General features: G+C 70.7%; 17 protein-coding genes, 1 pseudogene and 1 riboswitch. Of the genes and pseudogenes, 15 read left to right on the top strand and 3 right to left on the bottom strand.

What is annotated here, in order from left to right; all coding sequences use genetic code 11:
* The first annotated feature begins 110 nt into the window (after window positions 1-110).
* The 8 genes and pseudogenes from coaD (at window position 111) to ACOKR1_RS13005 (ending at window position 11658) form a co-directional block, all read left to right on the top strand.
* The gene (gene coaD / locus ACOKR1_RS13040; RefSeq protein ID WP_422933456.1) at window positions 111-599 is read left to right on the top strand and encodes a pantetheine-phosphate adenylyltransferase; all 489 of its coding nucleotides are present in this window, start codon (window positions 111-113) and stop codon (window positions 597-599) included.
* A gap of 140 nt (window positions 600-739) precedes the next feature.
* On the top strand, window positions 740-1270 hold the full coding sequence (locus ACOKR1_RS13035) for a YceD family protein (RefSeq protein ID WP_422933455.1): 531 nt from the start codon (window positions 740-742) through the stop codon (window positions 1268-1270).
* A gap of 31 nt (window positions 1271-1301) precedes the next feature.
* Window positions 1302-1505, top strand: coding sequence for a 50S ribosomal protein L32 (rpmF, locus tag ACOKR1_RS13030; protein WP_415856361.1), 204 nt, complete (start codon window positions 1302-1304; stop codon window positions 1503-1505).
* A gap of 20 nt (window positions 1506-1525) precedes the next feature.
* Window positions 1526-2248 (top strand): ribonuclease III, encoded by a 723-nt coding sequence (rnc, locus tag ACOKR1_RS13025; protein ID WP_422933454.1) that lies wholly within the window; start codon window positions 1526-1528, stop codon window positions 2246-2248.
* Between the two features lie 3 nt (window positions 2249-2251).
* Window positions 2252-3244 (top strand): bifunctional DNA-formamidopyrimidine glycosylase/DNA-(apurinic or apyrimidinic site) lyase, encoded by a 993-nt coding sequence (mutM, locus tag ACOKR1_RS13020; protein ID WP_422933453.1) that lies wholly within the window; start codon window positions 2252-2254, stop codon window positions 3242-3244.
* 110 nt (window positions 3245-3354) lie between these two features.
* Window positions 3355-6983 (top strand): annotated as a pseudogene (gene smc / locus ACOKR1_RS13015) (chromosome segregation protein SMC).
* Window positions 6984-6987: 4 nt separating this feature from the next.
* Window positions 6988-8190 (top strand): signal recognition particle-docking protein FtsY, encoded by a 1203-nt coding sequence (gene ftsY / locus ACOKR1_RS13010; RefSeq protein WP_422933452.1) that lies wholly within the window; start codon window positions 6988-6990, stop codon window positions 8188-8190.
* Window positions 8191-8283: 93 nt separating this feature from the next.
* Window positions 8284-11658, top strand: coding sequence for a fibronectin type III domain-containing protein (locus ACOKR1_RS13005; protein WP_422933451.1), 3375 nt, complete (start codon window positions 8284-8286; stop codon window positions 11656-11658).
* 59 nt (window positions 11659-11717) lie between these two features.
* Here ACOKR1_RS13005 and ACOKR1_RS13000 read toward each other — a convergent pair whose 3' ends face one another.
* On the bottom strand, window positions 11718-12923 hold the full coding sequence (locus ACOKR1_RS13000) for an MFS transporter (RefSeq protein WP_422933450.1): 1206 nt from the start codon (window positions 12921-12923) through the stop codon (window positions 11718-11720).
* Window positions 12924-13127: 204 nt separating this feature from the next.
* On the opposite strand from ACOKR1_RS13000, the gene ACOKR1_RS12995 reads away from it, so the two are divergent.
* The 3 genes from ACOKR1_RS12995 to ACOKR1_RS12985 all read left to right on the top strand — a co-directional run bounded on the left by ACOKR1_RS12995 (window position 13128) and on the right by ACOKR1_RS12985 (window position 16704).
* Entirely contained in the window at window positions 13128-14507 is a 1380-nt protein-coding gene (locus ACOKR1_RS12995; RefSeq protein WP_422933449.1) for an ammonium transporter, read from the top strand.
* Window positions 14504-14842, top strand: a complete 339-nt coding sequence (locus tag ACOKR1_RS12990; protein ID WP_136611358.1) for a P-II family nitrogen regulator — start codon at window positions 14504-14506, stop codon at window positions 14840-14842. Before ACOKR1_RS12995 ends, ACOKR1_RS12990 begins: the two co-directional genes overlap by 4 nt.
* Before the next feature lie 458 nt (window positions 14843-15300).
* Complete coding sequence (locus ACOKR1_RS12985) at window positions 15301-16704, top strand: ammonium transporter (RefSeq protein WP_422933448.1); 1404 nt, start codon at window positions 15301-15303, stop codon at window positions 16702-16704.
* A 139-nt stretch (window positions 16705-16843) separates the two neighbouring features.
* Here the strand turns inward: ACOKR1_RS12985 and ACOKR1_RS12980 are convergent, their stop codons facing one another.
* Window positions 16844-18361, bottom strand: a complete 1518-nt coding sequence (locus ACOKR1_RS12980) for a glucose-6-phosphate dehydrogenase (protein WP_422933447.1) — start codon at window positions 18359-18361, stop codon at window positions 16844-16846.
* A 134-nt stretch (window positions 18362-18495) separates the two neighbouring features.
* Here ACOKR1_RS12980 and ffh point away from each other — a divergent pair, with 134 nt between their 5' ends.
* The gene (gene ffh, locus ACOKR1_RS12975) at window positions 18496-20076 is read left to right on the top strand and encodes a signal recognition particle protein (RefSeq protein WP_422933446.1); all 1581 of its coding nucleotides are present in this window, start codon (window positions 18496-18498) and stop codon (window positions 20074-20076) included.
* Window positions 20077-20221: 145 nt separating this feature from the next.
* On the opposite strand, the gene thiC is transcribed toward ffh, so the two are convergent.
* Complete coding sequence (gene thiC, locus ACOKR1_RS12970) at window positions 20222-21991, bottom strand: phosphomethylpyrimidine synthase ThiC (RefSeq protein ID WP_422933445.1); 1770 nt, start codon at window positions 21989-21991, stop codon at window positions 20222-20224.
* Window positions 21990-22097: riboswitch (TPP riboswitch) on the bottom strand. It overlaps the preceding gene by 2 nt.
* A gap of 31 nt (window positions 22098-22128) precedes the next feature.
* Here thiC and ACOKR1_RS12965 point away from each other — a divergent pair.
* The 3 genes from ACOKR1_RS12965 to ACOKR1_RS12955 all read left to right on the top strand — a co-directional run bounded on the left by ACOKR1_RS12965 (window position 22129) and on the right by ACOKR1_RS12955 (window position 24779).
* On the top strand, window positions 22129-23223 hold the full coding sequence (locus ACOKR1_RS12965; RefSeq protein WP_422933444.1) for an amidohydrolase family protein: 1095 nt from the start codon (window positions 22129-22131) through the stop codon (window positions 23221-23223).
* Between the two features lie 98 nt (window positions 23224-23321).
* Complete coding sequence (locus ACOKR1_RS12960) at window positions 23322-24215, top strand: VOC family protein (protein ID WP_422933443.1); 894 nt, start codon at window positions 23322-23324, stop codon at window positions 24213-24215.
* Window positions 24216-24317: 102 nt separating this feature from the next.
* On the top strand, window positions 24318-24779 hold the full coding sequence (locus ACOKR1_RS12955; protein WP_415854130.1) for a hypothetical protein: 462 nt from the start codon (window positions 24318-24320) through the stop codon (window positions 24777-24779).
* Window positions 24780-24863 lie beyond the last annotated feature (84 nt).

The raw sequence follows: 24863 nt of genomic DNA, 5'->3' as shown, positions 1-24863 counted from the left end.
GGCGCCCGTCGGAGCCGAGCAGGTTCGCGCCGGCCGCTGTTCGCTGCCAAGGGGAAGTCACTCGCCCATGCTAACCAGCGGGCACGGGGGCGAACGGGTATGTTGACAGCATGAGACGCGCCGTCTGCCCCGGTTCCTTCGACCCGATCCACAACGGCCACCTCGAAGTCATCGCGCGCGCCGCGAACCTGTTCGACGAGGTGGTCGTTGCCGTGTCGACCAACTACGCCAAGAAGTACCGCTTCTCCGTCGAGGAGCGGATCGAGATGGCCCGAAGGACGCTCGGGGCGATCAGCGGGATCCTCGTCGAGCCCATGGGGGAGGGGTTGCTCGCCGAATACTGCCGTCAGCGCGGCGCGTCGGCGATCGTCAAGGGCCTGCGCTCGTCCTCCGACTTCGACTACGAGCTGCCCATGGCGATCATGAACCGGCAGCTTTCGGGTGTTGAGACCGTGTTCCTCCCGGCCGAGGCGCACTACGTGCACCTGTCCTCGACGCTCGTCAAGGAGGTGCACGACCTCGGCGGGGACGTGTCGGAGTTCGTGCCGCGCTCGGTTCTCGCTAGGCTTGATGCGACGACGCCCGGCAGGGGGTCCTGAATGCCGCACGCGCGGCGCACGCAGGGCGCTCCGGTGGTGAACGGTGTTCTACGTTTTTGCCTGAGGCGCCGCACAGGCTAGGATTGTTTGTCGGTCTATGTTCCACAGGAGTTCTCATTAAGCGCGAAGGACGTTCGCCCTTGACGATTGACGTCAAGGACCTCGGGCGAAGCCCGGGCACAATGCGGACACTTGAAGAGCATGTTCCCGCACCGAGCGAGCTCGGTGTGGCGCTCATCGGCGTCAGGGAGGGGTCCCCCGTGGATCTCGATCTGCGGCTTGAGTCTGTCCACGAGGGGATCCTGGTATCGGGGACCGCACACGTCGACGTAAGCGGCGAGTGCGGACGGTGCCTGGATGCTATCGAGTACAGCCTCGAGGTCGATGTGCAAGAGCTTTTCTCCTACGAGGGCGCAGAGCCCTCGGAGGGAGAAGACGAGGAAGAGCAACGTCGAGTCGAGCACGATTCCATCGATCTTGAGCCGGTGTTGCGGGACGCAGTAGTAACCATGCTGCCGTTCCAGCCGGTGTGCCGGGAGGACTGCCCGGGGCTCTGCCCCGAGTGCGGTATCCGCCTCGCAGACGAGCCTGGCCACCATCACGAGGTCGTGGACCCGCGATGGTCGGCCTTGGCGGAGCTGATCAGGCCCGACCGGCACCAAGAAGACTAAGTGTTGGCCCCAAGAGAGAAATGAGTTTGCCGTGGCAGTTCCCAAGCGGAAGATGTCCCGCTCGAACACCCGCGCCCGCCGGTCCCAGTGGAAGGCGACTGCGCCTAACCTGGTCAAGACGGTCGAGAACGGCCGTGTGACCTACAGCCTTCCGCACCAGGCGAAGGTCGTGACCGACTCCGCGGGCACGGCCCTCTTCATGGAGTACAAGGGCCGCAAGGTCGCCGACGTCTGATCAGACCGTCGGGTCGCCCCATGCCTGCTCGCGATGAGCTTATGAAGCGTCTCGGCGTCGTTATCGACGCCGAGACGCTTCGTCTTGCGTTGACGCATCGCTCCTATGCGTATGAGAACGGCGGCATCCCCACCAACGAGCGCCTCGAGTTCCTCGGCGACTCCATCCTCGGCTTCTCCGTAACGGACCACCTCTACCGGACCTACCCGGACCTCTCCGAAGGCGAGCTCGCCAAGCGGCGCGCCGCGGTGGTGAGCACGCGTGCCCTGGCGAGCATCGCGCGGCGGCTCGGCGTCGGCGAGTGCATCTACCTCGGCCACGGCGAGAAGGTCACGAACGGCAAGAACAAGTCCTCCATCCTCGCGGACACCATGGAGGCCCTCATCGGTGCGACCTACATCGCGAACGGACTCGAGGACGCGCGCTGTCTCGTGGTGCGGCTCGTTGGGCCGCTGCTCGAGGACGCGGCGGTGCTCGGCGCGGGCACCGATTGGAAAACGCACATCCAGGAGCTCGCCGCGAACCGGCAGCTCGGCGGCATTCACTACGCCGTGGTCGGCGACGGCCCGGACCACGCCCGCACCTACACTGCGACGCTCCTGATCGGCGGTGTCGCGTACGGCACCGGCAGGGGCAACTCCAAGAAGGAGGCCGAGCAGCAGTCCGCCGCAGACGCGTGGAAGATCCTCGGCCCCGAGACCGCAGCGGCCGGCGCCGCCCACGATTCCGGCGGAGCGGCGTAGGCCTTGCCCGAACTTCCCGAGGTCGAGGTCGTGCGGCGCGGCCTCGCGACGTGGGTCGCCGGGCGGCGCATCGAATCCGTTGAGGTCCTCGACCCCCGCTCCCTCCGCAGGCATCTGCTCGGCGTCGAGGACTTCCGGGGGCAGCTCGAGGGCGCCACGGTGCTCGACGCCGTGCGCCGCGGAAAGTTCCTCTGGCTTCCGCTTTCGGACGGCGCGGACGCACGCGGCGGCTCCGCCGGCCCCTCACCCGCCGCCGGGCCTTCGCACACGGATCCGCCGCACACCGCGCTCCTCGCGCACCTCGGCATGAGCGGACAGCTTCTCGTCGAGGAGCCCGGCCAGCCGGACGAGAAGCATCTCAAGGTGCGCCTGACCCTTTCCCCCGCGCCGGGCCTCCCGGACGAGCTGCGCTTCGTGGACCAGCGCATCTTCGGCGGCCTCGCCGTCGTGCCCCTTGTCCCGACGTACGACGGCGGGCCGGGCGGCCATGGGGCGCTGCCCCTCGCGCTCATCGCGGCGGACGCCAAGCACATCGCCCGCGATCCGCTCGATCCCTTCTTCTCCGCCGAGGCCTTCCACGCGCGGCTGCACGCCCGCCGCACGGGCCTCAAGCGCGCCCTGCTCGACCAGACGCTCGTCTCGGGGATCGGCAACATCTACGCTGACGAGGCGCTCTGGGCCGCGCGCCTGCACTACGCCCGCCCCACGGACACGCTGCGCCGTGCCGACACTCTGCGCCTCGTTGACGCGGTGCGAGACGTCATGACGCGCGCGCTCGACGCCGGCGGCACGAGCTTCGATTCGCTCTATGTCAACGTCAACGGCGCGTCCGGCTACTTCGACCGCTCCCTCTCCGCCTACGGCCGGGCCGGGCAGGCGTGCACGCGATGCGCCGAGGACGGCCGGACGAGCATCATGGTCCGCGACTCGTTCATGAACCGGTCCTCCTACCGGTGCCCGCACTGCCAGCGGACTCCACGCAACGCCCGCTGGTAGCCCGGATTCGCGCGGGCGTGGTGGCAGAATGTCGCACAACCACCAGCTATCTCTTGCGCCCGCCCCGCCACCCACACCCCCGCCCAGAGTGACAGGAGAACCCCGGTCCGTTGCACCTCAAGACACTGACGATCCGAGGCTTCAAGTCATTCGCCTCGGCGACCACCTTCGAGTTCGAGCCAGGCGTGACGGCCGTCGTCGGCCCGAACGGTTCGGGGAAGTCGAACGTGGTCGACGCGCTCGCGTGGGTCATGGGGGAGCAAGGCGCCAAGACGCTCCGCGGCGGGAAGATGGAGGACGTCATCTTCGCCGGGACGGCCGGGCGAGCTCCGCTTGGCCGCGCGCAGGTCTCCCTCACGATTGACAACGCCGACGGCGCGCTGCCGATCGACTACAGCGAGGTCACGATCTCGCGGACCCTGTTCCGCACGGGCGGCTCGGAGTACGCGATCAACGGCGACTCCTGCCGGCTCCTCGACATCCAGGAGCTTTTGAGCGATTCAGGCCTGGGCCGCGAGATGCACGTGATCGTGGGCCAGGGCCAGCTCGACCGGATCCTGCACGCGACCCCCGAGGACCGGCGGGGCTTCATCGAGGAGGCCGCCGGGATCCTCAAGCACCGGCGCCGCAAGGAGCGAACCGTTCGGAAGCTCGACGCGATGCAGGGCAACCTCCAGCGCCTCGCGGACCTCACGGGGGAGATCCGCCGGCAGCTCGGCCCGCTCGGCCGGCAGGCGCAGGTGGCACGGAGGGCCCAGACGATCCAGGCGGACGTGCGGGACGCCCGCGCGCGTCTCCTGGCCGACGACGTCGTGCGGCTGCGCGATTCGCTCGAGCAGGACCGTGCGGATCAGTCCGCCCTCACGGCCCGCCGCGCCGAGGCGGAGCGTGATCTTGCGGCTGCGCGGCGCGAGCAGGCGGAGGCCGAGCACGCGGCCGCGATCGCGACCCCGCGGCTCAACGCCGCGCGGGACCTTTGGTACCGGCTCTCGTCGGGCCGTGAGCGGCTCCGCTCGCTCGCGAACGTCGCCGAGGAGCGCCGGCGCCTTCTCGGCACGTCCGAGCCGACGCACTCGGGGCGCGACCCCGAGGACCTCGAATGGCAGGCTGGGGACGCCCGTGAGGAGCTCGCCGTGCTCGACGAGGCGCTCGAGGTCCGCGCCGAGGCGCTCGAGGCCGCATCGGAGGCGCGGGCCGAGGCCGAGGAGGAGGCCGCGGCAGAGGACCGCCGCCACACTGCCCGCCTCCGCGCCTCCGCGGACCGGCGCGAGGGCCTCGCCCGGCTCGCCGGGAGCGTCGGCGCCGCGCGCAGCCGCGTCGAGGCCGCCGAGGGCGAGATCGGACGGCTCCGGGCCGCGCTCGGGTCCGCGTCCGAGCGGCGCGGGGCCGCCGAGCTCGAATTCACGGCGCTCGAGACGCAGGTCGCCGGGGTCGAGGAGGGCGAGGAGGGCCTCGACGCCGACTACGAGGAGGCCGCCGAGGCCCAGGAGACCGCCGAGGCCGAGCTGGTCGCGATCGAGGAGCGGCGCCGGGACGCCGAGACGGCGCGGCGCTCCCTCGAGGCCCGCCTCGACGCGCTGCGGACGGGGCTCCGCGGGCGCGACGGAGCGGTGCCGTGCTCGCCTCGGGTGACGGCGTCCTCGGCCCTGTGCCCTCGCTCGTGAAGGTCGAGCCCGGCTTCGAGCCCGCCGTCGCGGCGGTGCTCGGGGCCGTCGCCGAAGGCCTCGCGATGGACGGTACCGAGGCGGCCCACCGTGCGCTCGCGCGGCTCCGCGAGGACGACGGCGGCCAGGCCGCGCTCCTCGTCGCGGGCGCGCCCGAGCCCCCGAACCATGCACCCCAGCGGCCGGAGCTCCCCGCCGGCGCCCGCTGGCTCGACACCGTGGTGACGCCCGACGCGCGGGTGCGGGCCGCCGTCGTCCGCCTCCTTGCGGGGGCGGTCGCCGCAGCGGACGCCGCGCAGGCCCGCGAGATCCTTGCTGAGCATCCCGAGCTCACCGTCGCGATGCAGAGCGGTGACGTTCTCACCTCGGCCTCGGTGCGCGGCGGCTCGGCCGGCGCGCCGTCCACGATCGAGCTCCAGGCTCAGGTCGAGGACGCGGAGGCCGAGCTCGTGAAGGCCCAGGCCGCGCACGAGCGCGCGGGCTTCGAGCTTGCGGGCGCCCGCGATCGCGTGCGCGAGGCGACCCAGCGCGCCGACGCTGCCCTCGCCGCCCTGCACGACTCGGACGCGAGGTTCGCGGCCGTCGCCGAGCGGCTCGCATCGCTCGGCGCGCAGCTGAGGGGCGCGACGGCCGAGGACGAACGGCTCCGCGCGTCGCTCGCGGCCGCGCAGGAACACCTCGAGACCGAGCAGGAGGCGCTCGCGACCGTTGCCGAGCGCCTCGAGGCCGCCGAGGAGGCCGACGCCGCGGAGGAACCCGACGCCGAGCCGTCCGCCGACGAGCGCGACCGCCTCGCGCAACGGGCGACGGCGGCGCGCGCCGCCGAGCTCGAGGCGCGCCTCGCGCTGCGCACGGCGGAGGAGCAGCACCGGGCCCTCGCGGCTCGGGCCGAATCGCTCGAGCGTGCCGCCGCGGGCGAGCGCAAGGCGGCGGCGGAGGCCGCGCGCCGCGCCGCGGAGCGGGCCCGCAAGGCGGCCCAGGCCGGCGCCGTCGCGCGCGCGGCCGCGCTCGGGGTAGCGGCGATGGACCGGGCCGTCGACGAGGCCGCCGAGGAGCGGGACGCGGCCGAGGAGCGGCGGGCGGCGCTCGACGAGCGGCTCGCCGCATTGCGCACGTCGACCGAGGCGCTCGCGAAGGAGCTCGCCGAGCTCAGCGACGCGGCGCACCGCGACGAGCTCGCGCGGGCCGAGCTCGTGCTCCGGCTCGAGGCCCTCGAGGACCGTGCCGTCGAGGAACTCGGCCTCTCGGCCCGGCAGCTCGTCGACGAGTTCGGCCCCCACCTCCCCGTCCCCGTGCCCGACGACGCCGCGGACAAGTGGGCCGCGCTCCGCGTCGAGGTCGACGGTGACGGGCAGCCCGTGGGCGGGGCGCCGTTCGTGCGGGCCGAGCAGGAGAAGCGGCTCAAGAAGGCCGAGCGGGACCTCTCGGCGCTCGGGAAGGTCAATCCGCTGGCCCTCGAGGAGTTCGCGGCCCTCGAGGAGCGCCACCGCTTCCTCAACGAGCAGCTTGAGGACCTCCGGTCGAGCCGCCGCGATCTGCTCGCGATCATCAAGGACGTCGACGAGCGCGTCCAGCGGGTCTTCACCGAGGCCTTCGCGGACACGTCGGCGCAGTTCGAGCGAGTCTTCGGCCGGCTCTTCCCCGGCGGGGAGGGGCGGCTCGTGCTGACGGATCCCGCGGACATGCTCACCACGGGCATCGAGGTCGAGGCGCGGCCCGCCGGCAAGAAGATCAAGCGCCTCTCGCTCCTCTCGGGCGGCGAGCGATCGCTCACGGCCGTGGCCCTGCTCGTGGCGATCTTCAAGGCGCGGCCCTCGCCGTTCTACGTCATGGACGAGGTCGAGGCTGCGCTCGACGACACGAATCTCGGGCGGCTCATCACGATCTTCGAGGAGCTCCGCGAATCGAGTCAGCTCATCGTCATCACGCACCAGAAGCGCACGATGGAGGTCGCGGACGCCCTCTACGGCGTGTCGATGCGCGGCGACGGCGTGTCGACGGTTGTGAGCCAGAAGCTCGAGCGCGTCGAGCCGCCGTCCGGGCCGGAGCGGGCGCCTGAGCCTGTGAGAAGCTAGGTCCGTGACAGACCTCTCCGTCCTGCTGCCCATCATCATCGCCGTGATCGTGGTCCTCGTGGTCGCCGGGACCATCATCGGGTTCGTCCGCGGCCGCCGTTCGAACGTCCGCTACACGGGAACCCGAGACGCCGACGACCCCACGATTGCGCCCACCCAGGCCGGGTCCGACAGTGAGTCTGGCGCGCCGGTTGTCGTGACGGAACCTCCGGCCGCGACGGCCGAGGCCCCGGAGGAGCTCCTCGAGGAGCCGGCCGTCGAGGCGGTTCCGACCGAGGTCCCGGCCCCCGTTGCCGGCCGGCTGCAGCGCCTCCGCGAGCGTCTCGCCAAGAGCAACAGCGTCTTCGGAAAGGGGCTCCTCGCGCTCCTCGCGAGCGACCGCATCGACGACGACGTGTGGGACGAGGTCGAGGAGACGCTCCTCCTCGCCGACATCGGCACGGAGCCGAGCCTCGAGCTCGTTGAAACGCTCAAGGGCCGCGTCAAGGTCATGGGCAGCCGCACCCCGGACGAGGTGCGCGCGATGCTCCGCGAGGAGCTCGTCAAGCTCGTAGACCCGACGCTCGACCGCGACCTCCGCGTCGATCGCAAGGCGGGGAAGCCCGCCGTCGTCCTCGTTGTGGGGGTCAACGGTGTGGGCAAGACGACGACAGTGGGCAAGCTCGCGCGCGTCTTCGTCGCCGAGGACAAGGACGTGATTCTGGGCGCGGCGGACACGTTCCGCGCCGCGGCAGCGCAGCAGCTCGCCACGTGGGGCGCGCGCGTCGGCGTGCCGACCGTCAAGTCCGACGTCGACGGCGCGGACCCGGCGTCCGTCGCCTTCGAGGCGGTGAAGGCGGGCATCGAGCAAGAGGTCGACGTCGTCATGGTCGACACCGCGGGGCGCCTCCAGAACAAGGTGGGCCTCATGGACGAGCTGGGCAAGGTCAAGCGCGTCATCGAGAAGCAGGCGGAGGTCGACGAGGTGCTCCTCGTCCTCGACGCGACGACGGGCCAGAACGGGCTCAACCAGGCGAAGGTATTCTCCGAGGTCGTCGACATCACGGGCATCGTCCTGACGAAGCTCGACGGCACGGCGAAGGGTGGAATCGTCGTCGCGATCCAGAAGCAGCTCGGGGTGCCGGTCAAGCTCGTTGGCCTCGGCGAGGGCCCCGACGACCTCGCGCCGTTCGACGTCGAGGGCTTCGTCGACGCGATCCTCGCGTAGGGGCCGCGCCTTTCGGTCTTGACACGCGGTCGCCGCGGGGGCACCTTAAGTGGGCGGGGTATTCCATTGCTGTCCTCATGACTAGGAGGAGCGATGCGCCCCGCTCGCCGTTCACCCATCCTTGCCGCCCTCACAGCAGTCTTCACGGCCTTCTTCGGCCTCGTGGCCGTTCCGGCACACGCGGCGTCCGGCCCGCCGACCTTCGTCCAAGCGGCTTCCGCCCATCATGGGTCCGTCGCATCCCTTGCCGTCACGCCGGGCTCGACCATTGGCGCCGGGAACCGGCTCATTGTCGAGGTGGGGATCTGGGGCTTTTCGTCTCCCACCGCTTCGAGCGTCACTGACACTGCCGGGAACGTCTACACCGAGCTCGTCCACTTCGTGGCGTCGGAGCACACGGAGCTGAGCGTGTGGACCGCGCCGGTCACCGCCGGCGGGGGCACGAAGCCGACCGTGACCGTCAAACCCTCTGCGACGGCAGACGTGGGCGTCGCCGTGCTCGAGTACTCGGGGCTCTCGACCGCGGCCGGGACCGGCTCGCTCGACGTCAACGCCCAGGCAACCGGCACGACGTCCGCGGCCGGGACCGTCTCGTCGGGCGCGACGCCGGCCACCACCGGCGCCGGGGAACTCGCGCTGGGCTTCTACGCCGACTCGGGCTTCGGCGTCACGATCGGAGGCGGAACCGGATTCACCGTCCGGACGAACGTCTCGAACACCCCGGACGTGGAGTTTGCCGTCGAGGACGCGGCCGTGGGGTCGGGGGCCACGCCGAACGCGGCCTTCTCGACCGGAGCAAGCACCACGTGGCTCGCCGCGACCCTCGTGTTCCGCCCCGCGGGTTCCGCCAACGCGACGGCGCCCGGCGCGCCGACAGGCGTCTCGGCGAGCCCCGGAAACGCGAGCGCGTCGGTGTCCTGGACCGCCCCCTCGGACGGCGGTTCGCCGATCACGTCCTACACCGTCACGCCGTACGCGGGAGGCGTGGCGCAGAAGCCAACGACCGTGAGCGGAACGCCCCCGGCGCCGTCGGCGCAGATCGGCGGTCTCCTCAACGGGACGTCGTATACCTTCACGGTGACTGCGACGAACGCCGTCGGCACGGGGCCGGCGTCGTCGCCGTCGGTCGCGGTCACGCCCAGCACCACGGCCAACGGCCAGTGGGGCCCGCTCGCTACCTGGCCCGTCGTGGCGGTCCACTCCGTGGTCCTCAACTCCGGCAAGCTGCTTGTGTGGGACGGCTGGGCGACCCCCGAGCCGACCTCGGTCTACGACCCCGCGGCCAAGACGTTCACGAGCACCAACGCGCCGTCGAGCATCTTCTGCTCCGGCAACGCCAAGCTCCCCGACGGCCGCGTGCTCGTGGCCGGCGGCTACGGCGTGTCGACCACGGGAAACCTCGGCCTCACCGACGTCAACGTCTTCGACCCGGCGAGCCAGGCCTGGAGCCGGCTCGCGAGCATGAACTACCCGCGGTGGTATCCGGACCTCGTGGAACTCGCGGACGGCCGGTATGTTGCGATCAGCGGCAACTCGTCGAGCGCCTCGATCTGGGCCGACACCCCGGAGCTCTACGACCCAGCCACGAACACTTGGACGGCGCTCTCGAAGATCAGCACGTCCCAGGTCCACGAGGAGGAGTACCCCTTCTCCTACCTCGCGCCGAACGGCAGCGTGTTCACGATCGGCCCGTCCGAGGACGTCTCCTACTGGCTCGACGCGTCGGCCCAGACGTGGACGCCGGTCGGGGCGAGCGGGCTCACGAACGGCTCGTCGGCCATGTACCGGCCTGGGAAGATCCTCTACAGCGGCGGCGCGCCGAGCGTGACGGCGACGACCACGGCCGTCGCCGGGGCCGCGACGATCGACCTCACGGCCGCGGCCCCTGCCTGGAAGCCCATCGCGCCCATGAACTATGCCCGCGTCTACCACACGCTCGTGACTCTCGCGGACGGCCGGGTCCTCGCGGTGGGCGGCGAACCCACCTCGGACCAGACCCAGGTCACGGCGGGCGTCCTGCCGGCCGAGATCTGGGATCCCTCCACGGGGACCTGGAGCGTCATCGGCTCGCTTGCCGCGGCCCGCAACTACCACTCGACGGCAGTCCTCCAGCCCGACGGCACCGTGCTCGTGGCGGGTGGGGGCCATGAGGAGTCGCTCAGCAACCCCGGACAGTACAGCGCCCAGCTGTATTCGCCGTCGTACCTCTCCGGTGGCGCGCGGCCCACGGTCAGCCAAGCACCGGCCGCTGCGTACTACGGGACGACGTTCACCGTCAGCACGCCCGACGCGGCGTCGATCTCCGCCGTCAACCTCGTCTCCTTCGCCGCGGACACCCACCAGGCGGATATGGACCAGCACTTTGTGCCGCTCACGTTCACCGCGGGTTCCGGCGCGCTCAGCATCCAGGCACCCGCGTCCGGGGCCTACGCCCCGCCCGGCGACTACATGCTGTTCATCGTCAACTCAAGCGGCGTCCCGTCCATGGCGGCCACGCTCCACCTCGCGCCGACGCCCACCGCACCGGCGGCGCCGACCGGGGTGACGGCGACACCCGGCAACGGATCCGCGGTCGTGGGGTGGACCGCGCCGGCCAACGGCGGAGCCCCGATCACTTCCTACTCGGTGACGCCGTGGGCGGGAGGGGCAGCCCTCGCCCCGACGACAGTGACCGGGAACCCGGCCCCGACCACCGCGACCGTCTCCGGTCTCACGAACGGCACGCCATACACATTCACGGTGACTGCTACGAACTCGGTCGGGACGTCCCCGGCCTCCGCGCCCTCGGCGAGTGTCACGCCGTCGAACGCTGTGGTGCCCGCCTTCATCCAGCAGTCCTCGACGCACGTGGCCGGCGCGCCGTCGGCGACAGTCTCGCTCGGACAACCGGTCCGGGCCGGCGATCGGCTCGTCGTCGAAGTCGGCGCGTGGGGAACGGGGGCGCCGACCACGAGCGGCGTCACGGACTCGGCGGGCAACACGTACACCGAGCTCACTCATTTCACGGCCTCGGACCGCACGGAGCTGAGCGTCTGGACGGCGCCGATCACCGGAGGAGCGGGGACCCCGGTGAGCGTTACGGCGACGACGACGGCGCCAGCGGACATCGGAGCCGCCGTGCTTGAATACTCGGGACTCTCCGCTGCCACGGGGACGGGATCGGTCGATGTCCAGGCCCACGCGACGGGCTCGACCGGCACGAAGGCCGCGACCGTGGCCTCGGGCGCGACGGCCGCGGCAGGTGCCTCGAATGAACTCGCGGTCGGCTTCTACGCCGATTCCGGCTTCGGGGACGCGCTCGGCGCCGGCGCCGGCTTCGCGTCGCGCGTCAACGTCTCGGCGACCTCGGATATGGAGTTCGTGGTCGAGGATCAGCTCGTCGGTGCCGGAGCCACTCCCAGCGCGACGTTCTCGACCGGCGCCCAGACTGTGTGGCTCGCGGCGGTCGTCGTGTTCCGGCACGGCTGAGCCGGCCGGTTTCGGCGGGCGGGTGGCGCCGCACTCGGCTCCTCGCCCCGGCTCGCCGATCAGGGGAGCGGACGACGGCGGACGGCCCACGCGGGCATCGCGGCGAGCAGGCAGGCTCCCGAGACGCCGAACGCCCAGCCGTACCCCACGCCGTCGGCGAGCAGGCCTGCGAGGAGAGGGCCCACGATGCTCCCGACGTCGGAGACCATTTGGAAGACGGCGAGCGGCTTCCCACCGCTGCGCTCGCGGCCGATCGTGTCCGCGACGGTGGCCTGGAGCGCGGGGCTCACGAGTCCCGAGCCGAAGCCGGCCACCGCCGAGACCGCGAAGAGGACCCACTGGGACGGGCTCAGGCCCATCGCGGCGGTCGCGACGGCCGCGACTCCGAGCCCCGCGAGCGCCAGCGGCCGCCGGCCCCACGAGTCGACGAGGCGGCCCGAGAACGTGAGGGCCCCGGCGGTGCCGAGCGCGAAGAGGGTCAGCGCGAGCCCCGCCGCGCTCGGGGAGGCGTGGAGGGCCGCCGCGGCGAAGAGGGGTACGAGGGCCATGCGGATCCCTAACGTCGCCCAGCCGTTGGCGAAGTTCGAGACGAGCGCGGCCCGGTACGGCGCGTGCGCCAGGGCCTCCGAGAGCGCGAGGGAGGGAAGGGTGAGCCGAGGAGCCGCCGCGCGCTTCCGCCCCAGCAGGAAGCCGACCACGGACGCCGCGACGACGAGCGTGCCCGCGTAGACCAGGAACGGGACCCGGAGGCCCAGGCCCGCGAGCAGGCCGCCCACGAGCGGGCCCGCGATGTTGCCCAGGAGGAACGACGACGCGTAGAGGCCACTCACGCGCCCCCGCGCCTCAGGCGGCGCGAGCCGCACGATAAGCCCCGACGCCGAGATCGTGAACATCGTCGAGCCGATGCCCGCGAGCCCGCGGAACAGGAGGAGCTGCCAGTAGTCGGCGGCGAACGCGCACGCCCCGGTGAAGACCGCGACGGTGAGCACTCCCGTCACGTAGACGGGCCGCTCGCCCCAGCGGTCCACGAGCGCCCCGGCGGTCGGGGCGAGCACGAGCCGGGTCAGGGCGAACGCGCTCACGATCACGGACGCCGCCGTCGCCCCTACTCCGAAACTCGTGGCGAACTGGGGAAGCACGGGGGCCACGAGGCCGAAGCCGATGGCGATGGCGAACGCCGCGACGACCAGGACCCACACGTCGCGAGGCATCGCGACGCGGGGGCCCGTGACACGCGCGAGGGCGCCGAAGGGGGAACGGGGCATGCCACAACCCTACGAAACATGGCGTTAACGTGCCGGTGACGAGCCCTTAACTCGCGGGACGAAGTTGTAACACGCGAGCAATTTGGGTCGCGAGCGGTTGAAACACCTGGGCGGCAATCTTTTCTCAGTGGTCAGGAGGTCCGCCGGGGCAGCGGCGGGAACCGACCAGAAAGATCCGTCCCACCCCCTTGAAAGGCAACCCCCATGCCCACATTCAGTGCTGGCGACACCGCTTGGGTGCTCGCTTCGGCAGCACTCGTGCTGCTCATGACGCCCGGGCTCGCGTTCTTCTACGGCGGTATGACGCGCGCCAAGTCCGTTCTGAACATGATGATGATGAGCTTCGGCGCGATCGCCCTCGTCGGCGTGCTGTGGGTTCTCTTCGGCTACTCGATGTCGTTCGGCGATGACTGGTTCGGCGGCCTCGTCGGCAACTTCGACAAGTTCGGACTCCACGGCGTCCTCTCGACAGGCAAGGACATGCCGATCTCCGGCACGATCCCCGAGCTCGCCTTCGTCGGCTTCCAGGCAGTGTTCGCGATCATCACCGTTGCCCTCATCTCCGGCTCGATCGCGGACCGCTCGAAGTTCGGTTCGTGGATGGTCTTCGCCGGCCTCTTCGCGGTTCTCGTCTACTTCCCGGTCGCGCACTGGGTCTTCGACTCCAACAAGGACGCAAACGGCAACTTCATCGGCGGCTGGCTCAACGGCCTCGGCGTGATCGACTTCGCCGGTGGTACCGCGGTTCACATCAACGCCGGTGCGGCGGGCCTCGCCCTCGCGCTCGTCCTCGGCCGCCGCAAGGGCTTCGGCAAGGACCCGAACCACCGTCCGCACAACCTCCCGTTCGTGATGCTCGGCGCCGGCCTCCTGTGGTTCGGCTGGTTCGGCTTCAACGCGGGTTCCGCCCTCGCCGCCAACGGTGTCGCCGCGTTCGCGTGGATCAACACCCTCGTGGCCCCGTGTGCCGCGGTCCTCGGCTGGCTCCTCGTGGAGAAGATCCGCGACGGCCACGCGACGTCCCTCGGTGCGGCGTCCGGTGCGGTCGCCGGCCTCGTTGCGATCACCCCGGCCTGTGCCGCGATCTCCCCGCTGTGGGCCATCATCCTCGGCGTCCTCGCCGGCGCGATCTGCGCCCTCGCGGTCGGGCTCAAGTACAAGTTCGGCTATGACGACTCGCTCGACGTCGTGGGCGTCCACATGGTCGGCGGCGTCGTCGGTACGCTCTTCATCGGCCTCGCGGCCGGCCCGGGTGCGCCGTCCGCCGGTACTGGCCTCTTCTACGGCGGCGGATTCGATCAGCTCGGCAAGCAGGCCCTCGGTGCCTTCGTGGTCCTCGGCTACTCGTTCGTCGTCTCGCTCCTCATCGCCCTGCTCATCAAGGTGACCATCGGGTTCCGGGTCACGACCGAGGCGGAGGAGGCCGGCGTCGACATCGCGATCCACGCCGAGACGGCGTACTCCTCGAACTCCGGCAACGCCTTCCACCCGCTCGGCGGGAAGGCAGCCACGGAGGAAATCGCAAGCTTCAACGCCGATGATCTGCTCAGCGAATCCGCAAAGTCAGGGAAGGTCACTTCATGAAGCTCATCACCGCGATCGTCCGGCCCGAGAAGCTCGATGCCATCAGGGAGGGTCTCGAGTCCTACGGGGTCCAGGGCCTGACCGTCAGCACGGCGAGCGGCTACGGCCAGCAGCGCGGCTACACCGAGGTGTACCGCGGCGCCGAGTACAGCGTGGATCTTCTTCCCAAGATCCGGGTCGAGATCCTCGCGACGGACGAGCAGACCGACGACATTCTGGACGTCATCATCACGACGGCGAACACGGGCCGGGCCGGCGACGGCAAGGTCTGGACGGTCGACGTGCACGAGGCGATCAGGGTTCGGACCGGCGAGCGCGGGTCAGCGGCAATCTGACCCACGCACCACAGGCCCAGGGCAGGCAAACAGCCAGGGCAGGCAAACAGCCAGGGCAGGCAAACAGCCAGGGCAGGCAAACAGCCAGGGCAGGCAAACAGCCAGGGCAGGCAAACAGCCAGGGCAGGCAAACAGCCAGGGCAGCTAACGGCCAGGGCAGGCAGACGACGGCGGGCAACCACCCGCCGTCGTCTGTTTTGTCTCGGGTACAGATACTCACAGGGATCGGGGGGCGGGCGCCCCGAAAACCCCGAAAACAAGCGGATGAAACATCCCGTTAACACGCCCGAGACGTGCTCTTAACGTCGGTGGCAATGTTGTAACTTCCGAGTTACATGGGTGCCCGAAGCGCGAAACACGGGCGGGGGAGTCTGTTCCGAGTGGCCCCGAAGGCCCGCGGGAAACCGACGGGCGGCCGGGCCGAGAGAAGTCGAAGCCCCTCGGAAGGCAAGCCCCCCATGAACGCTGGCGACACCGCCTGGGTACTCATCTCAGCGGCCCTCGTGCTGCTCATGTCGCCCGGACTCGCGATCTTCTACGGCGGCATGACCCGCGTGAAGTCGATGCTCAACATGATGATGATGAGCTTCGGCGCGCTCGCGCTCGTCGGGGTCCTGTGGGTGCTCTTCGGCTACTCGATGTCGTTCGGACCGGATGCGTTCGGCGGCCTCGTGGGGAACCCGTTCCAGGATTTCGGCCTCGAGAGCCTCCTCTCGACGGGCAAGGACATGCCACTCGTCGGCACGATCCCCGAGCTCGTGTTCGTGGGCTTCCAGGGCGTTTTCGCGACCGTGACTGTCGCCCTCGTCTCCGGCTCGATCGCGGACCGCGCGAAGTTCGGCTCGTGGCTGGTCTTCGCAGGCGTCTGGGCCGTTCTCGTGTACTTCCCCGTGGCGCACTGGGTCTTCGACGCGAACAAGGACCCGAACGGCACGTTCATTGGCGGCTGGCTCAATCACCTGGGCCTCATCGACTTCGCGGGCGGGACAGCGGTCGAGGTCAATGCCGGTGCGGCGGGCCTCGCGCTCGCCCTCGTGCTGGGCAAGCGCCTCGGCTTCGGCAAGGACCCGAACCACCGCCCCCACAACCTCCCGCTGGTCATGCTGGGCTGCGGCCTCCTGTGGTTCGGCTGGTTCGGCTTCAACGCGGGCTCTGCCCTCGCCGCCAACGGGGAGGCGGCGTTCGCGTGGATCAACACGCTCGTCGCTCCGTGTGCCGCGATCCTCAGCTGGCTCGTCGTCGAGCGGATCCGCGACGGTCACGCGACCTCGTTCGGCGCAGCGTCCGGTGCGGTCGCCGGCCTCGTGGCCATCACGCCGTCGTGCGCATCCCTCTCGCCGCTCTGGTCGATCGTCCTCGGTCTCGTGGCCGGGACCGTGTGCTCGCTCGCGGTGGGCCTCAAGTACAGGTTCGGCTACGACGATTCCCTCGACGTCGTGGGCGTCCACCTCGTGGGCGGCATCGTCGGAACGCTCTTCATCGGCCTCGCGGCCAGCCCCGGCGCGCCCGTGCCCGGCCAGGGCCTCTTCTACGGCGGCGGCTTCGACCTCCTCGGCAAGCAGGCGCTCGGGACCGTCGTGGTGCTCGGCTACTCGTTCGCGATCTCGCTGGCCGTGGGTTATGCGATCAAGGCGACCATGGGCTTCCGTGTGTCGAAGGACGCGGAGGAGACCGGCGTCGACCTCGTGATCCACGCCGAGACCGCGTACCACTCGGGCGAGTCCACGGCCCGCGCCTTCCACCCTCTCGGGCACAAGTCGCCAGTGCCGGCACTCAACTACGAGGTCGGCGAGCTGCTCGCCGAGGCGCGCCGAACGCGCGAGCTCGAGTCCGCGGGCGCCGCGGCGTCGGGCTCCTCCTAGGCCCACGCCCCACGGCGCGCCGTCCACTTCACGGGCGCCTCAAGCTTCCATCCCCCGGCAGAGAAGGGCGGACGACGGCGGGACTCGCCCGCCGTCGTCCGCCCGCGTTGCCGTTGGGCGGCGCTGCTGTGGTGAGCGCTCAGCCGTCCTCGCCTGAGTCCGGCCCGGTCTTCGGCGCGTCGGTGCCGTCCGCGCCGGGCGCCGACGTCGCCCACGAAGCGGGTCCGCGCGAACCGGCCGCGTATTCGTCCATGGGGACCTCGTTCGCGGCCCAGGCGGCAAGCACGGGTTCGACCACGCGCCAGCAGCTCTCGGCGGTGTCGCCGCGGACCGAGAGCGTCGGGTCGCCGTTGAGCACGCCGTCGAGGACCTCGCCGTAGGGCAGGAGATCGGTCGCATTGAGGTCCGCGTTGAGCGTCACCCGGTTGAGGCTCAGGACGTCGCCCGGGCCGTTCACGTCGACGTCGAGCTGGAGGACGTCCGGGCCGAAGCCAATTCGAAGCCGGTTGGGCTCGTCGACGCCCACGAAACCTTCGGGGAGGTGGGGAACCGGCTTGAACGTGACGACGGCCTCCTTGCGCTTGGCGCCGAGGGCCTTGCCGGAGCGGAGAACGAACGGCACGCCGGCCCAGCGCCAGCTTGCGAGCGTCACCGTGAGCTCGGCGAGCGTCTCGGTTCCGCGGGACGCGTCGACGCCCGGCTCGGCCGTGTAGTCCGGCACGTCGCGGCCCGTGATGGATCCCGCGGTGTAGCGCGCGCGGCGCGTCGTCTCGGCGAAGGGCTCCTCGACGCGGGCTGCCCGCAGCACGGAGCTGATGGCATCGCGAAGATCGCGCTCATCGAGCCGCGTGGGTGCGTCCATCGCGAGGATGGCCATGACGTGCAGGAGGTGGCTCTGGATCATGTCCCGCAGCGCTCCCGCGCGGTCGTAGTAGCCGGCGCGGCCCTCGAGCGCGAGATCCTCGTCGAAGAACACCTCGACCTTCTCGATGTGGTCGCGGTTCCACACTGGCTCGAGGAAGTTGTTCGCGAACCGGAGCCCGAGGATGTTCAGGACCGTTCCCTTGCCCAGGAAATGGTCCACGCGGTGGATCTGCTGCTCGGGGACGAGGGCCCGGAGCGTGTCGTTGAGGTGCCGGGCCGAGGCCTCGGACGTCCCGAACGGCTTCTCGAGCACGAGCCGCGTGCCTTCCGGGAGCTCGCCCGCGCTGAGTGCCTCGCACGCGTCCTGCGCGATCTGGGGCGGGACCGCGAAGTACACCGCGACGGGCCCGGCGAGCCGGGAGATGGCCCCGGCGAGCACCCCGGGCGCCGTGATGTCGAGCTGCTCGTACGTCGATTCGTTGCGGACCCGTTCGAGCTCCTCGCGGCCCTGTGGGGTCGCGTCGGCCAGGGCGTCCTCGGTCGCGTGCTTGACCCGATCCGACCATTGGTCCGCGGACCAGTCGTCGTGGCCGCCGCCCACCACCGTGAGGCCCGCGTGGCGGCCGGTCGCGAGGAGCCGAGCGAGTCCCGGGAAGAGGAGGCGGCCCGTGAGGTCGCCGGACGCGCCGAGGATGAGGAGGCTCTTGACCGGCTGCGGCGCGCCGGTGCCCTCCGCGTGCGTCGAGGGTGAGGTCTGAGGGACGTGCTGCTGTTCTGCTGTCTGCGTCGTCACGGTGCCAAGCATGCCACCCGGGGTGCGGCGTCGATACCCGTGCGCGTTGTGGCGCCCGAGGCGGTTGATACCCTTGAAGGTGGCAGAACCGCCGTCGGGCGGTTTGTTCACTCCACCGAAAGCGACTCCGTCACGTGTTCAACTCCCTCTCGGACCGTCTGACTGCGACGTTCAAGAACCTCCGCGGCAAAGGCCGCCTGAGCGAAGCAGACGTCGACGCCACCGTCCGCGAGATCCGCCGCGCCCTGCTCGACGCGGATGTGGCCGTGCCCGTCGTGCGCGACTTCGCCGCGCGCGTCCGCGAGCGCGCCCTCGGCGCGGAGGTTGCCGCGGCGCTCAACCCTAGCCAGCAGGTCGTCAAGATCGTCAACGACGAGCTCGTCACGATCCTCGGCGGCGAGACGCGCCGCATCCGGCTCGCGAAGACCCCGCCGACCGTCATCATGCTCGCGGGCCTCCAGGGCGCGGGCAAGACGACGCTCGCGGGCAAGCTCGCGAAGTGGCTCAAGGGCCAGGGGCACTCGCCGATCCTCGTCGCAGCCGACCTCCAGCGCCCGAACGCCGTCACGCAGCTCGAGGTCGTGGCCCAGCGCGCGGGGGTCGCCGTCTATGCGCCGCACCCCGGCATCCAGTCCGAGTTCGAGGCTCCCACCGGGGACCCGGTGGCCGTGGCTCGCGGTGGCGTCGAGCAGGCGCGCCAGAAGCTGCACGACGTCGTCATCGTCGACACCGCTGGCCGCCTCGGCATTGACGCCGAGCTCATGCAGCAGGCAGCGGACATCCGCTCGGCCGTCAAGCCGGACGAGGTCCTGTTCGTCATCGACGCGATGATCGGCCAGGACGCCGTCAACACGGCCAAGGCCTTCGAGGACGGCGTCGACTTCACGGGCGTCGTCCTGACAAAGCTCGACGGCGACGCGCGCGGCGGCGCCGCGCTCTCGGTCGCGTCCGTCACGGGCCGCCCGGTCATGTTCGCATCCACGGGCGAGGGCCTCGACGACTTCGAACTGTTCCACCCGGACCGCATGGCCTCGCGCATCCTCGACATGGGCGACGTCATGACGCTCATCGAGCAGGCGGAGAAGAGCTGGGACCGCGACGAGGCCGCCCGGATGGCGAAGAAGTTCGCCGACCAGGAGGACTTCACGCTCGAGGACTTCCTCGCCCAGATGCAGCAGATCCGCAAGATGGGCTCGATGAAGAAGATGCTCATGATGATGCCGGGAGCAGCACAGTTCCGGCAGCAGCTCGAGCAGTTTGACGAGCGCGAGATCGACCGCGTCGAGGCGATCGTGAGGTCCATGACCCCGCACGAGCGCGTTGCGCCCAAGATCATCAATGGCTCGCGCCGCGCCCGCATCGCGAGGGGCTCGGGCGTCCACGTCTCCGAGGTCAACGGCCTGCTCGAGCGCTTCGGCCAGGCGCAGAAGATGATGCGCCGAATGGCGTCCGGCGGGGGCATCCCCGGAATGCCGGGCCTGCCGGGCGGCGGCGCCTCCCGCAAGCCGGCGGGGAAGAACAACAACAAGAAGAAGGCCCGCTCGGGCAACCCCGCGAAGGCGGCGCAGCAGCTGCGCGAGGCCGAGCAGAAGCGCGCAGCGGGCGCCGCGAACGCCCTCCAGGGCGGCTCGGCCTTCGGCCAGCAGTCCCAGCAGGACTTCGATCCGGCGGCGCTCAACCTGCCGAAGGGCTTCGACAAGTTCCTCGGGAACTAGGTCGCCGGGAGGGAGCGGTGGCGGAGGCCCTGGGCCGCGCGCTCCCGTCCGCTTCTCAGGCCCACGCATCGCGCCGCGACGCGAAACGCCGCGTTCCGGCCCGCATCCCACGGGATAGGCGGACCGGAACGCGGCGCTCCCGGGCTTACTCGGGCGAGCCCACCGCGATCGTCTCAGGCAGGTACACCTTCGCGCCCTGTGCGATGAACTCCGCGCTCTTGGCCGCCATGCCGGCGATGGCCTCCTGCGCCTCCTTCGAGCCGTACTCGTTGCGGATGTCCTGCGAGATCCGCATCGAGCAGAACTTCGGCCCGCACATCGAGCAGAAGTGTGCCGTCTTGGCAGGCTCCGCGGGGAGAGTCTCGTCGTGGAACGCCTCGGCCGTGGCCGGGTCGAGCGAGAGCGAGAACTGGTCCTTCCAGCGGAACTCGAAGCGCGCCTTCGAGAGGGCGTCGTCCCGCTCGTGGGCGCCCGGGTGGCCCTTCGCGAGATCGGCCGAGTGCGCCGCGATCTTGTACGTGATGACGCCAGTCTTGACGTCGTCCTTGTTCGGCAGGCCGAGGTGCTCCTTCGGCGTCACGTAGCACAGCATCGCGGTGCCATACCGGGCGATCTCGGTGGCCCCGATGGCCGAGGTGATGTGGTCATAGCCGGGGGCCACGTCGGTCACGAGCGGGCCGAGCGTGTAGAACGGCGCGCCGTCGCACAGCTCCTGCTGGCGCTCGACGTTCTCGCGCACGAGGTGGAACGGGATGTGACCTGGTCCCTCGACCATGACCTGGACGTCGTACCTCCAGGCCCGCTTCGTGAGTTCGGCGAGCGTGTCGAGCTCGGCGAACTGCGCCGCGTCGTTCGCGTCCGCCGTCGAGCCCGGGCGCAGGCCGTCGCCGAGCGAGAATGCGACGTCGTACTGCGCGAAGATCTCGCACAGCTCGTCGAAGTGGGTATAGAGGAAGTTCTCCTCGTGGTGCGCGAGGCACCAGCCGGCCATGATCGAGCCGCCGCGTGAGACGATGCCGGTGACGCGGTTGGCGGTCAGGGGGACGTAGCGCAGCAGCACGCCCGCGTGGATCGTCATGTAGTCCACGCCCTGCTCGCACTGCTCGATGACCGTGTCGCGGAAGACCTCCCACGTGAGCGCGGACGCGTCGCCGTTGACCTTCTCGAGCGCCTGGTAGATGGGCACGGTGCCGATCGGCACGGGGGAGTTGCGGATGATCCACTCGCGCGTCGTGTGGATGTCGTCGCCGGTCGAGAGGTCCATGACCGTGTCGGCGCCCCACTTGGTCGCCCACTGCAGCTTGTCGACTTCCTCGGCGATCGACGACGTCACGGCGGAGTTGCCGATGTTCGCGTTGATCTTGACGAGGAACGCCTTGCCGATGATCATCGGCTCCGACTCGGGGTGGTTGATGTTGTTCGGGATGATGGCCCGGCCCGCGGCGACCTCGCTCCGCACGAGCTCGACGTCGCAGTTTTCCCGGAGGGCGACGAACCGCATCTCGGGCGTCACCACGCCTTGCCGGGCGTAGTGCATCTGCGTGACGCGGCGGCCTTCCTTGGCGCGCCGCGGCACGGGCCTCGCGCCCTTCCACTCGGCGGACGCCTCGCCGCGCCGGACCGCCGAGCGGCCGTCGTCGAGCAGGTTCCGCTCGCGACCGTCGTACGCCTCGGTGTCGTCGCGCCCAGCGATCCACGGCGCGCGATACGGCGGCAGCCCCACGACCGGATCGCTGCCCGGGCCGGCGGTGCGGTACACGCGCAGCGGCTCGTTCGGCTGGCCGTTGGGGGAGTCGTCGAGCGCGATCTCCGTGACGGGGACCCGGAGCCCATGCTCGGCGTCCTCGAGGAACGCAAGCGAATGGGCAGCGTGCTGCTCCTGGGCCCGGGCGGTTTCGATTTCGGATGTGCTCATTCTTTGAGCCCTCACTTCCTACGCCGGCATGACCCGGACAGGTTCGACGGTCGCAGGCCGCATCAGCCTGATCTCAGCCCTTGCGAGGGCACCCGTGTGGACGAAAGCGAGGCTAGCACGGCGGCTACGCTGACATCATGACCGAGCCCGCTCATGACGTGGTCCATCTCACCGGGCCGATCCTCGCGAGCCGCACCGTGTCCCGGCCCGAGGCCTGGATCGTCGACGGCCACATGACGTACGCCCGCCCCGCGCGGCCGGCTGCCCGCACGCTCACCGGTTGGGTCATACCCGGGCTCGTCGACGTGCACTGTCACCTTGGCCTCGTGGCCGGGGGAGCAGCGGACGACGGCGAGACGCTCCGCCAGGCGCGCGCCGACGCCGCCGCGGGCACGCTCCTCGTGCGGGATTGCGGGAGCCCCGCCGACACGCGCTGGCTCGCGGAGCGGGGGGACGTGCCGCGCGTCGTGCGGGCGGGGCGGCACATCGCCCGCACTCGCCGCTACCTGCGCGGGCTCGCGGTCGAGGTCGAACCGGACGGCCTCGTCGAGGCAGTCCGCAAGGAGGCCCGCGCGGGGGACGGCTGGGTCAAGCTCGTCGCGGACTGGATCGACCGCGACGGCGGCGATCTCGCGCCCGCGTTCCCGGCCGCCGTCGTCCGCGACGCCGTCGAGGCCGCCCATGAGGAGGGCGCGCGCGTCACCGCGCATTCGTTCGCCGAGGAGACCATCGACGCCCTGCTCGACGCGGACATCGACTGCATCGAGCACGCGACCGGGCTCCTGCCGCGGCACGTTCCGCGGCTCGTGGAACAAGGCGTGCCGATCGTCCCGACGCTCGTCAACGTGGCGACGTTCCCGGACATCGCTGCGCGCGGCGAAGCGAAGTTCCCGGCGTACGCCGCGCACATGCGCTCGCTGTGGGAACGGCGCCGCGAGCGCGTCGCCGAGGCGCACGCCGCTGGGGTCCGCGTGTACGCGGGCACGGATGCCGGCACGGTCATCGCCCACGGGCGGCTGGCGGAGGAGATCGCGCTGCTCGCCGAGGCGGGGCTCGGGGCGGAGGCCGCGCTCGACGCCGCATGCTGGTCCGCCCGCGAGTGGCTGGGCGCCCCGGGGATCGCCGAGGGCGACCCCGCCGACCTGCTCGCCCTCGACGCAGACCCGCGCCGCAACGTCACGACGCTCGCGCGCCCGTGCCACGTGCTGCGCGCGGGCCGCGAGGTCTCGTAGGCGCGTCCGGAGGAAGCGAAGCCTGGGGAATAGACCGGCTTGATTGAAGCTTCAAGTAAATGTACGCTTGAAGCCGACGATCCAGACCGAGGAGCATCATGACCACCCCCGCCAACCTCTCCGCGCCGTCCCACGACCTCCTGCCGGCCGAGCTCAGCATGGGCACGGTCAAGCTCAAGGTCGGGGACATGAAGCTCATGCTCGACTACTACGAGCGCGCCCTGGGCCTTGTCCCGCTCACCGAGTCGTTCGGCGGGGTGTTCCTGGGCCGCAAGGGGGTTCCGGTCATCCACCTGAGCCCGGCGGCAGGCCTCCAGCTCCCCGGCAGCGGCGAGGCGGGCCTGTTCCACACCGCGATCCTCTTCGACAGCCGCGCCGACCTTGCGGCGACGGTCGCGACGGCCGCCCAGTACGATCCGCGCCTCTTCGCCGGCAGCGCCGACCACCTCGTCTCCGAGGCCTTCTACTTCACCGACCCCGAGGGGAACGGCGTCGAGCTGTACTTCGACAAGCCCCGCGACACGTGGGGCTGGAACGGAACCCAGGTGGTCATGGACAGCCTCCCGCTCCCGCCCCAGGGCTTCCTCCAGGCGCACCTCACGGAGCTCGCCCTCGAGGGCCAGCGTGAATCGACGGCCGGCGTGGGACACGTCCACCTCCAGGTCGGCGACGTCGAGACGGCTCGCCGGTTCTACGTCGAGACGCTCGGCTTCGAGCAGACCGCGGGGTGGCACGGGCAGGCGCTGTTCGTCTCGGCCGGCCGGTACCACCACCACATGGCGATGAACGTCTGGAACAGCCGTGGGGCCGGTCCGCGCAAGGACACGCTGGGTCTCGGCGAGGTGCTCATCAACGTGCCCGGCAACGAGGATCTCCTCGCGGCGGCGGACCGACTCAAGTCCGCCGGGGTCGCGACACAGCACACAGGGCTCGAATTGCGGTTCGACGATCCGTGGCGCAACAGCATCCGCATGGCGGTCGTGGCAGCCTGACCCTGCCTGCGCTACGCTCAACGTGTCCGCGGTTCCGCGGGCATGTAGTCCGTACGCCGCGGCCTTGTGCGGCCCGGCACTCGCCCTACCGAGGGGGATACCGTGTCAGGTCCCAACCCGTTCGCTGAAGTGTTCGTTTCGACCCACTCCCAGGCCCTCCAGCGAGCCGCGAGGCTCGATTCCGGTTCTGGCCACGAGGCCGATGGCGATGGCGTCCGCATCCCCGGAGTGTCCGACTACGAGATTGAGCAGCTCGGCACCCTCGTGGGTGCGGCCGTTCACGCGTCCGGCGCCGACTACGAGCTCACGATGGTCGACGTCTCGAGCGACACGCTCCTGGCTGTTCCGCCGGCCATGATCCGTGCCCTCGCCGAGTTGCTCGCGTACGAGTCCGACGAGGGCGAGGGCGACGCCGTCGAACGCGTCGCGGCCGCCTGGGTGGACCAGGAGGACCTGCCGTTCGACGCGCAGGAAGCGTACGGCTACGTCGAGCAGCTCGCGAAGCTCGCCGCGGACGTCGACGATTCCGACCATCAGGAACTCTTCGTGTGGGCGGGCTCCTGATCCGTCCCGGTGCGGCGAATCGCGCTTCTTGCCGGCGTCTGGCACAATAGTCGGGTACCCGATCCGCGTGGCCCCTCTCTCCGC

Source organism: Sinomonas sp. P47F7, assembly GCF_049332655.1.
Classification (GTDB): Bacteria; Actinomycetota; Actinomycetes; order Actinomycetales; family Micrococcaceae; genus Sinomonas.
This window is presented reverse-complemented; position numbering and strand designations above follow the sequence as displayed.

Bases quoted from the DNA above. Each gene is read 5' to 3' on its own strand.
- coaD (WP_422933456.1), top strand. From the start codon at position 111: ATGAGACGCGCCGTCTGCCCCGGTTCCTTCGACCCGATCCACAACGGC.
- rnc (WP_422933454.1), top strand. From the start codon at position 1,526: ATGCCTGCTCGCGATGAGCTTATGAAGCGTCTCGGCGTCGTTATCGAC.
- ACOKR1_RS13005 (WP_422933451.1), top strand. From the start codon at position 8,284: ATGCGCCCCGCTCGCCGTTCACCCATCCTTGCCGCCCTCACAGCAGTC.
- ACOKR1_RS13000 (WP_422933450.1), bottom strand. From the start codon at position 12,923: ATGCCCCGTTCCCCCTTCGGCGCCCTCGCGCGTGTCACGGGCCCCCGC.
- ACOKR1_RS12995 (WP_422933449.1), top strand. From the start codon at position 13,128: ATGCCCACATTCAGTGCTGGCGACACCGCTTGGGTGCTCGCTTCGGCA.
- ACOKR1_RS12990 (WP_136611358.1), top strand. From the start codon at position 14,504: ATGAAGCTCATCACCGCGATCGTCCGGCCCGAGAAGCTCGATGCCATC.
- ACOKR1_RS12985 (WP_422933448.1), top strand. From the start codon at position 15,301: ATGAACGCTGGCGACACCGCCTGGGTACTCATCTCAGCGGCCCTCGTG.
- thiC (WP_422933445.1), bottom strand. From the start codon at position 21,991: ATGAGCACATCCGAAATCGAAACCGCCCGGGCCCAGGAGCAGCACGCT.
- ACOKR1_RS12965 (WP_422933444.1), top strand. From the start codon at position 22,129: ATGACCGAGCCCGCTCATGACGTGGTCCATCTCACCGGGCCGATCCTC.
- ACOKR1_RS12960 (WP_422933443.1), top strand. From the start codon at position 23,322: ATGACCACCCCCGCCAACCTCTCCGCGCCGTCCCACGACCTCCTGCCG.